General features: G+C 56.8%; 5 protein-coding genes (1 of these 5 cut by a window edge). 1 reads left to right on the forward strand and 4 read right to left on the reverse strand.

From position 1 onward, the window contains the following. Positions 1–276: 276 nt before the first annotated feature. The 4 genes from SH573x_RS08025 to SH573x_RS08040 all read right to left on the reverse strand — a co-directional run bounded on the left by SH573x_RS08025 (position 277) and on the right by SH573x_RS08040 (position 6,304). Positions 277–1,389 carry a sialidase family protein gene (locus tag SH573x_RS08025; protein WP_479354001.1) on the reverse strand — a complete coding sequence of 371 codons (1,113 nt, stop codon included), beginning with the start codon at positions 1,387–1,389 and terminating at the stop codon, positions 277–279. Between the two features lie 59 nt (positions 1,390–1,448). Further along, complete coding sequence (locus tag SH573x_RS08030; RefSeq protein WP_479354002.1) at positions 1,449–3,332, reverse strand: MutS-related protein; 1,884 nt, start codon at positions 3,330–3,332, stop codon at positions 1,449–1,451. Continuing rightward, positions 3,325–4,278 carry a 3-hydroxyacyl-CoA dehydrogenase NAD-binding domain-containing protein gene (locus tag SH573x_RS08035; RefSeq protein WP_479354004.1) on the reverse strand — a complete coding sequence of 318 codons (954 nt, stop codon included), beginning with the start codon at positions 4,276–4,278 and terminating at the stop codon, positions 3,325–3,327. The genes SH573x_RS08030 and SH573x_RS08035 overlap by 8 nt, the downstream gene beginning before the upstream one ends. Before the next feature lie 331 nt (positions 4,279–4,609). Beyond that, entirely contained in the window at positions 4,610–6,304 is a 1,695-nt protein-coding gene (locus SH573x_RS08040) for a DUF8689 domain-containing protein (RefSeq protein ID WP_479354005.1), read from the reverse strand. A gap of 260 nt (positions 6,305–6,564) precedes the next feature. On the opposite strand from SH573x_RS08040, the gene SH573x_RS08045 reads away from it, so the two are divergent. Beyond that, positions 6,565–7,382, forward strand: partial view of a hypothetical protein gene (locus tag SH573x_RS08045; RefSeq protein WP_479354007.1) — the 5' portion only. It continues 34 nt past the right edge of the window; 818 of the gene's 852 nt are visible here — the first part of the coding sequence; it begins with the start codon at positions 6,565–6,567; its stop codon lies beyond the right edge, outside the window.

The raw sequence follows: 7,382 nt of genomic DNA on the forward strand, positions 1-7,382 counted from the left end.
TTTTAACTTAGTAGTGTGTATGGGTTCATGTCACCTCTCCCAAGCTTTGCTTGGGGGAGGTCGGAGCCAGCGTTAAGCTAGGCTCCGGGAGGGGGCTCGTTACCGAAGCGGATGTGTTCGCAGCGGAATGCACCACACAAATTGTTTCGCGGCAACGACTTAAAAGATGCATAATCTCTTTGGCTGTGACGCAACTCTCTCGCTGGAGATGCGCAGGCGGAGCCTGCGGTGCAGTGGGTTACCAGGCAGAGCCTGGTAACCAGGAGCCAATTGATTCTACACACCAGTTGCCTCTGGCAACTTGGGTGCTTTATCGAAGGGCCACTTACCGTCCTCCAGTGGCAGCAGTTCTAACTTGGTCGGGTCGACGACGACATGGCGAATGCGTTTGCGATTCCAGGTGTAGACGATATGCACCAAGCCATCGGCCGATTGGATCACGGCGGGGTACGAGTATTCGCCTTTGGATTGTTCGAGCGTCAGCGCGGCTTTCCAAGTCTTGCCATCTTCAGAGATGGCCACGCCTAGATGTTCGCGGCCTTTGGGACTGGGGCCGGAGCGAATGGTGTGGTTGTAAACCAACAAATGTTTGCCGCTGGATAGCGTAACCGCATCGATGCCAGAATTAGGATTGGGCAGGTTTGAGGCTTGGAACTCGGTCCAACTCTGGCCCGCGTCATCGCTCCACAATTGCCAAACTTTGCCATCAGCCACGCCATCTCGGCAGAGCATGCCCAGTTTATCACCGCCCATCATCAACACGGTCGGCTGAATAGCGCGAATTTTTTTGCCATCGTTCAGTGGACCAACTTTCGTCCAGTTCTTGTTGTCCTTGGTCATTTCGACATGCACTGTCCATGGTCCGCCAGTTTCATCGCTGCTAGGGCATAGGATGGTGCCGTCAGTCAATTGCACCGGTTTGTTCTTGACTGGACCAATACCTTTATTGGGCAGCTTCTGTCGATCTTGCCATGTCTTGCCATCGTCGGTGCTGGTAATGACTTCGCCCCACCAATCATCGGGTGCTGGGCCTACTTTGAAATACAGTGACAGCGGCGCATTTTTGGGTTGGAATAGAACCGGGTTCCAGGTGGGATAGCGTAGTTTGTCGTTCTGGACGCCGTTGGCAACTTCCACGGGCGTGGACCATGTGCCGTTTTCAAAGCGGCTGACCCAGATACCGACATCGGGGTGCTTTTCGTAGCTGCCACCAAACCAGGAGGCAATCAACGTGCCAGCTGTCGTTTGCTCGATCGTGGAGGCGTGGCATTCTGGGAATGGAGCCGATTGGTAGATCAGTTCATGTTTGATCACGCTCGGTTGAGCCCAAGTGTTGGTGGACAACAGTAGGCCAGCGACGGAGAAAGCAAGCGCGCAGCATCGAGTCATGGCATCCTCGCAAGAGTAAGTGGGTAAAGCGGATTATTGTAACTGCCAGCCTCGGCGGGCTACGAATCCAAACCTACCATGCTGAGTAATTTTAGCGCATTGGTCGTCGGCGTTGGACCCGGGCGCATGATGTAGTCGAAACGCATCTTTTGACCTTCGGGGCCCGTTTCGAAGTACTCGCGGAAGTGTACGATCTGGCTGACATCGATGATGGCTGATTGATCGGCCAGCTCCAAATCGTGCGTTGAGATCGCACCGACGGCGCTGGAATCAAGCAAGCGTTGGATGACTTTCATGACTGCGATTTGGCGTTCACGACTATTGGTACCCTGTAAGATCTCATCGAGCAAGAACATCACGGGTGGCAGTGTTTGCGGCTGCTGGGCGGCGGCCTGCGCAGTATCGACCACTTCTTTCAGGCGTTTCAATTCAGCCATGAAGAACGACACGCCCTCTTTCAAGCTGTCGCGTACGCGAATGCTGGTCGCCAGGTCGAAAAGCGGTGAAGCATACTGGCTGGCGCAGACCGGCCCGCCGGAGCGAGCCAAAATCTGATTCAGACCTAACGAGCGCAGCAGCGTGCTTTTGCCGGCCATGTTTGAACCGGTCACCAACAGTAGGGGTTGAGCTCTCTTGAGCTGCACGTCGTTGGTCACGCGCTGCTCGCTGGTCAGCAGTGGATGTCCGAGCGTCTGCACCTTGAAGATCAACTCGGGATCATGGCATGGCGTCGGATAGCACCAGTCGGGATTCTCGTCGGCCAAGGTCGCGGCTGCGATGAGAGCTTCGCATTGACCGAGTGCGATGAACCAGGCGTGCGTATGTTTGCCATACTGGCGTTGCCATCTCTCGAGCAGCTCCATGACTCGAAAGTCCCAAGCCAGCACCAGCTGCAGACCCAGATAGACGATGTAAAACAGCGGATCACGCTGCAAGTTCGCCAGCACGACGCGCCACATCAAGGCTCGGAATCCAGCCACGGCCGAACGATCACCTTGACTGGCGGCGGTCTTGAGTTGCAGGACAATCGAGCTCGAACCCGGCAGATCACCGATTGCGGTGAAGACATCGCTCAACTTCTGAGCGTCGCGGTTGGAGCCGGTGACGCGCAAGAAAATATCGTGCATCCAACTGCCCCAACCCATCGTCAAGATCAGGTTGATTGCAAATCCGCTGCCGATCATGCCGAAGGCAATCGACAGTTGCAGATGGTCGGCTTCTTTGGGCAGGCTGGCTATTAGTAACCACACGATGCCCACGATGATCAGGGCTGGGCCGAGGTAGGAAAGGCCATGCGCGATGCGATGTTTGGGAAGCCAATTTGGACCGGCTGCCCAATTGGCCAGCTCCGTGGAATCGTTAGCTCCATCGCTGATCGTAGCAATCGAATCCAAGATGTGCTCGCGCTGCGTGGCTGCCCTTTGCAGATCCTGCACCGCCGCTTGCCGCTCGGTCAGTTCGGTCCACTGCGGTACGCTCAGTAACCACTGCGTAAGCGTATGGCGACCAAAGCCGGTGCTTGGCAGGGCCATCAGCTGCCACAGACTGGCTGGTCCAAACAGGTCCAGGTCATCGGCCAAGGCCGATCGTTCGGTAACACCTGCTGGAATCGCGGGCAATTCGTCCCATTGGCGATCCATGCGTCCGAGTAAACGCTCGTAGAGTTTCTTTTGTCGGGCCGCGGCCAAGCCGCGCAGGCGTTGATGTTCATGGACAGTGATGGCCACTAAGAAGGCGGCGGCCAGCCCCCAGCCAATGATGAGCAAGGTGTTGCGAGGTTCAGCCCCCAGGTAGCCAGCGCATAGCAAGATGGCGGCCGCGAAAAACAGCACGGTGCGGATAAGCACGAAGATGCCATTGCGCTCTGCGATGTGGGCTTCGATGGCGGCGATCGCGCTGAGCCTGGCCTGGTACCGGCTGCGTGCCGAAGGCGAATCACTCATGGTCGTAGAAACCTCGGCCACTTTTTAGTCCTAGATGTCCGCGATCGATGGGCCCGCGTAAGATCTCGAGCAGTCTTTCGATCGGAATGCCCCGCGAATCATCCCAACGTGCATTGGCCAGACACTGCTCGATGACGTCCAGTCCGATATGGTCCATCATTGCAAACGGTCCCAGTGGCATTCCCGAAACGGTACGCCAGGCGCGATCGATGTCTTCGATGCTTGCCACGTCGCGGGCAGCCAGCTCCAAGGCACTGCGAAGCACCGACTGCAACAGCCAATTGAAGACGTAACCGGGTTGTTCATGGCGCAGTCGCAAAGGGTACTGATAGATCATGTTGCTTAATTGGACCAGGCGCTCCAGCACAGGTGGTTCAGTGTTGGGGTGGCCGCACACGTCGGCGATGCTGGAACGGGACAGAGGCACGTGGAAATGCCAGTGTGCAAAGCGTTCGGGCGAGGCGACGAATCCCGCTAAGGTCGAGGGTGTGAAGTAGGAGCTGTTCGATGCAATGATCGTAGGCTTGGGGAATTGGCTAGAAAATTCTCGCAGGACTCGGCGCTTCAAGCTGGCCTGTTCGCTGACGCATTCGAGCACCACTTCGGTCGAGCTTACTAGTTGGTCGAGCGGCTGGCCGAATGAAACTCGCTGCTCCCACTCGGAGAGTGTGGCATAGGCTTCCAGCCTGTGTCCTGTGTGATCAAGTCTTTCAGCCTGCTGGGGTTCGGTGGCTGGTTGATTCCAGCTACGAGCATCGGCTTCGATCTGCTGGATGTAGTGGCCGCTGGCTTGGTGCATCCAACTACGGGCGTCGGCAAGCGCGGCTGCGTTCTTGTCGACCAGTGCGACGCGCAGTCCGCAGATAGCCATGCGCAGACCGACTTGCCGACCGATCCAGCCGGCACCCACGATCAGCACTCCAGGCGCGTCATTCAAAGTAAGCAAAACCCCCCACCATCGGGCAGAAACAAGCGTTTCAGAATCGCGAGATTGTATCACAGCTTGAAATTGAAGCGAGGTAACCCCATGTTAAAACGCTGAGACGCAGAGGATCGCAGAGAAGACCGTTGTCAGCTGGCCCACTGGAAGTGGCTGGGGACAGCCCCGTAGAACAACCGGTGGTGTGTCCCCGCGCCAGCGCTGCTAGTGAATTCCTCAGCAAAAATCTGAAAACGCTGAGACGCAGAGGATCGCAGAGAAGACCGTTGTCAGAAATTTTCGCCCACAGCGTTTTCTCTGCGGACTCTGCGGCCTCTGCGTTTCAAACTTGAGATCGTTACATGATCGAGAAGTAATTGTCGCAAGCGTAATCGAAATACTCGGGCAACATGTCCATCGGCAAATCGTTGTAGAGGCAGAAGTTGCGTACTTGCAGAAGCAAATCGCGCGGATGGCAGTTGCGGAAGGGGCGGCCGGTCGTAATGTAGTGCTTGCTGACCAAGTGCTCCACGGCATCGGGTTTGTACGGCAAGCCAACTTTGGGCGCCATAATCTCAAACAACTTACGAAAAGCCATTTCGCTAGGATTGGGCACTTCGATCTTGTAAGGAATACGGCGCAGGAAAGCGTCATCGACCAGGTCTTTGGGCTGCAAGTTGGTCGAGAAGATCACTAGCTGATCGAACGGAACTTGAGTCTTCTTACCACTGGACATGTTCAAGAAATCGTAACGTTTTTCCAGAGGCACGATCCAACGATTGAGCAGTTCATCGACTCGCATACGTTGTCGACCGAAGTCGTCGATGACCAGCACGCCGCAGTTGCTCTTCAGTTGCAGCGGTGCTTCGTTGATGTTGGTTTCTTTGTCCTTTTGGACTTCCAGCATGGCCATGGTCAACTCGCCGCCGGCCACAATCGTGGGACGCTTGATGCGTACCCAACGCATGTCGTAGGTCGCTTCGTTCAGCAGGCCTTGGGATTTTTCCGACTCGGCCAGTTCATGCATCAGCGGATCGTAGAGACGCATGATTTCGCCATCGATCACCACTGAACGTGGAATCCAGATGTAGCGACCGAACGCTTGAGTGACACGTTCAGCAATACTGGTCTTGCCGTTTCCGGGATAGCCATACAAAAACATGCCGCGGCCACTGTTGATGGCAGGGCCTAGACGAGCCAGCATCTCTTTGCACACCAGCAAGTCTCTGAACGCGCTGGTCAAATCAGCCGCTTTGGGGTTTTGACCTTCGACCGATTGCAGCTTGATGGCCTGGCAATAGTCTTCCAGCGTTACAGGCGCAGCGCCATAATAAGTCGTGCGCAAGTTATAACGTCGAGCACGATCGCGACCTTGATCGGTCAGTGAATGCGTATAGTCGTTCACCGAGTTGGCGCCGCGATAGACCGTCATCTGTTCGCTCTTGAGCCGATTGAGCACCGGGTCGATCAGGCGAAAGGGCAAGCGAATTTGATCGGCGATCTGACGCCCAGAGGCTTCGCCGCGATTGAGTAGGAAGCGGCAAATCAGTTCTTCGACCATCGAAGAGTTCAGACCGGCGGCTTCCAGCGTATTGGGAGCTCGCGGAATAAATGGCTGATCGCGATCTGCGGTTATTTCGCCAAAGCTGCAGCTCTTCGGAGGCTGAGGGCGAATGACGGGCAAGTCGGGATCTTGTCCGCGAACTTGGGGAATCGTATTTCGGTAGTTGGCCATGGCGGGCTGGCCAGCTGGGCGCGGACCAGCCTGGGGCGCAACGACCGGTGTCGCGCTGGCGGGTTGTCCATTGGAAGCTGGCAGGTTGGCAGGTGGCAGGTTGGCCGCTTGCGTGCGCATCGGTGGCGCAGTCGGCTGTCCAGCCGGCGGAGCCATGGGAGGTGGCGAGGGTGGCAGCGGTGCGGGACTGCTTGCTTGGCTATGCGCTGCTTCGGGATCAGCAGCCAATTGGTGAATGCGGCGGATGATGTCGTCCAAATTCTCGGGCTGACCACCAGCGGAGGGGCGGCTGGTGGGGGCGTTCGTGTGGGAATTCATGGAGCAAACCGTGTTAGACGAAGTGGCCACTGGACAAATGTAGGCTCGGGGAAACGTAGGTCACAGATCGACCTGTGGCAAGCAAAAACCGCGACCACTGCGGTGCATCCCGGCAGCTCAAATCGCCAAAAAGGCGGATGCACTTCGCTAAATGTGACCTAAACTTGCTGACGTTAATTCTCGCCACGGCCCCAAGAGCCCCAATTCTTTGGCCTGGCACCCCCCACTGGTTTACCCTCTGCCCCTCAGGGAAAGCTGGAATGTCTGTGCGCACGTTTTTGGGCAGCCATAGCCCTGTGGCTGCTTCTCCGGTCGTATCCGCAGCGCTGGTTGAGTCGTCGACATTTTTGTCGGGACTGGATCGTTTTTTTGAGTTGCTCGACGGCCACGATCCGCGCGTGGCACATGAACCGGCCGCTTCGGTAGCCCTGGTCATGGATGTCGAGTACTTTCGTTTGGATCGAGCTTTCCAAAAGCCCTGCGCCTTTGCCCCAGTTGCGGGCTGGACGTGGTCGCAAGGATTGTGGGCGGTAATCGAGTTGGCCACCCGAGCCGTGGGCTGGGCGCTCGATCGACGCATGGATCCAAATCATGATCGCCTGGTTCATCAATGGAACGAGGCGATTGCGCTGGCCATGTTCACTGAGTTGACAGCTCGCACTCATCAATTGCCGACACCATATTTGGCTTTTCAGGCAGGCATGGTGGTGGCTGCGGCGGGCCTGTCCGAACAGTTGCAACTGATTGAGGAAGAAGGCGAACGTTGTCCTCAGGCCATGTTGACACAAACGTCGATGCGTCAGCTTGAAAATCTGGTGATGCAGAATGAACTGGCGGGTTGTTTGTCGTTGGTGCAAGTGGTCCGCAAAGGCAGTTACTTGGGACCGTGGCCCGCGTTGGCCCTAGCGCATCGCTTGGCGCGACCTTCGGTGGGCCTGGCATGGGTGGCTGGTCTCGTCGAGCGGGTCGAACTACTGCCCAGTACTCGGGTGTTGGAGAAGTGCCTGCGTCTGCGGCTGAGGAGCCAGTGGCCCGAATACACCGATTTAGCCGAGCGAGTCTGGCAAACGGCCGTGGC

The sequence above is a fragment of the Rania fehmarnensis genome, from assembly GCF_056494185.1.

What these genes read in the sequence shown, in the direction of transcription:
- SH573x_RS08025 (WP_479354001.1), bottom strand. Translation starts at nt 1,389, where the DNA reads ATGACTCGATGCTGCGCGCTTGCTTTCTCCGTCGCTGGCCTACTGTTG.
- SH573x_RS08030 (WP_479354002.1), bottom strand. Translation starts at nt 3,332, where the DNA reads ATGAGTGATTCGCCTTCGGCACGCAGCCGGTACCAGGCCAGGCTCAGC.
- SH573x_RS08040 (WP_479354005.1), bottom strand. Translation starts at nt 6,304, where the DNA reads ATGAATTCCCACACGAACGCCCCCACCAGCCGCCCCTCCGCTGGTGGT.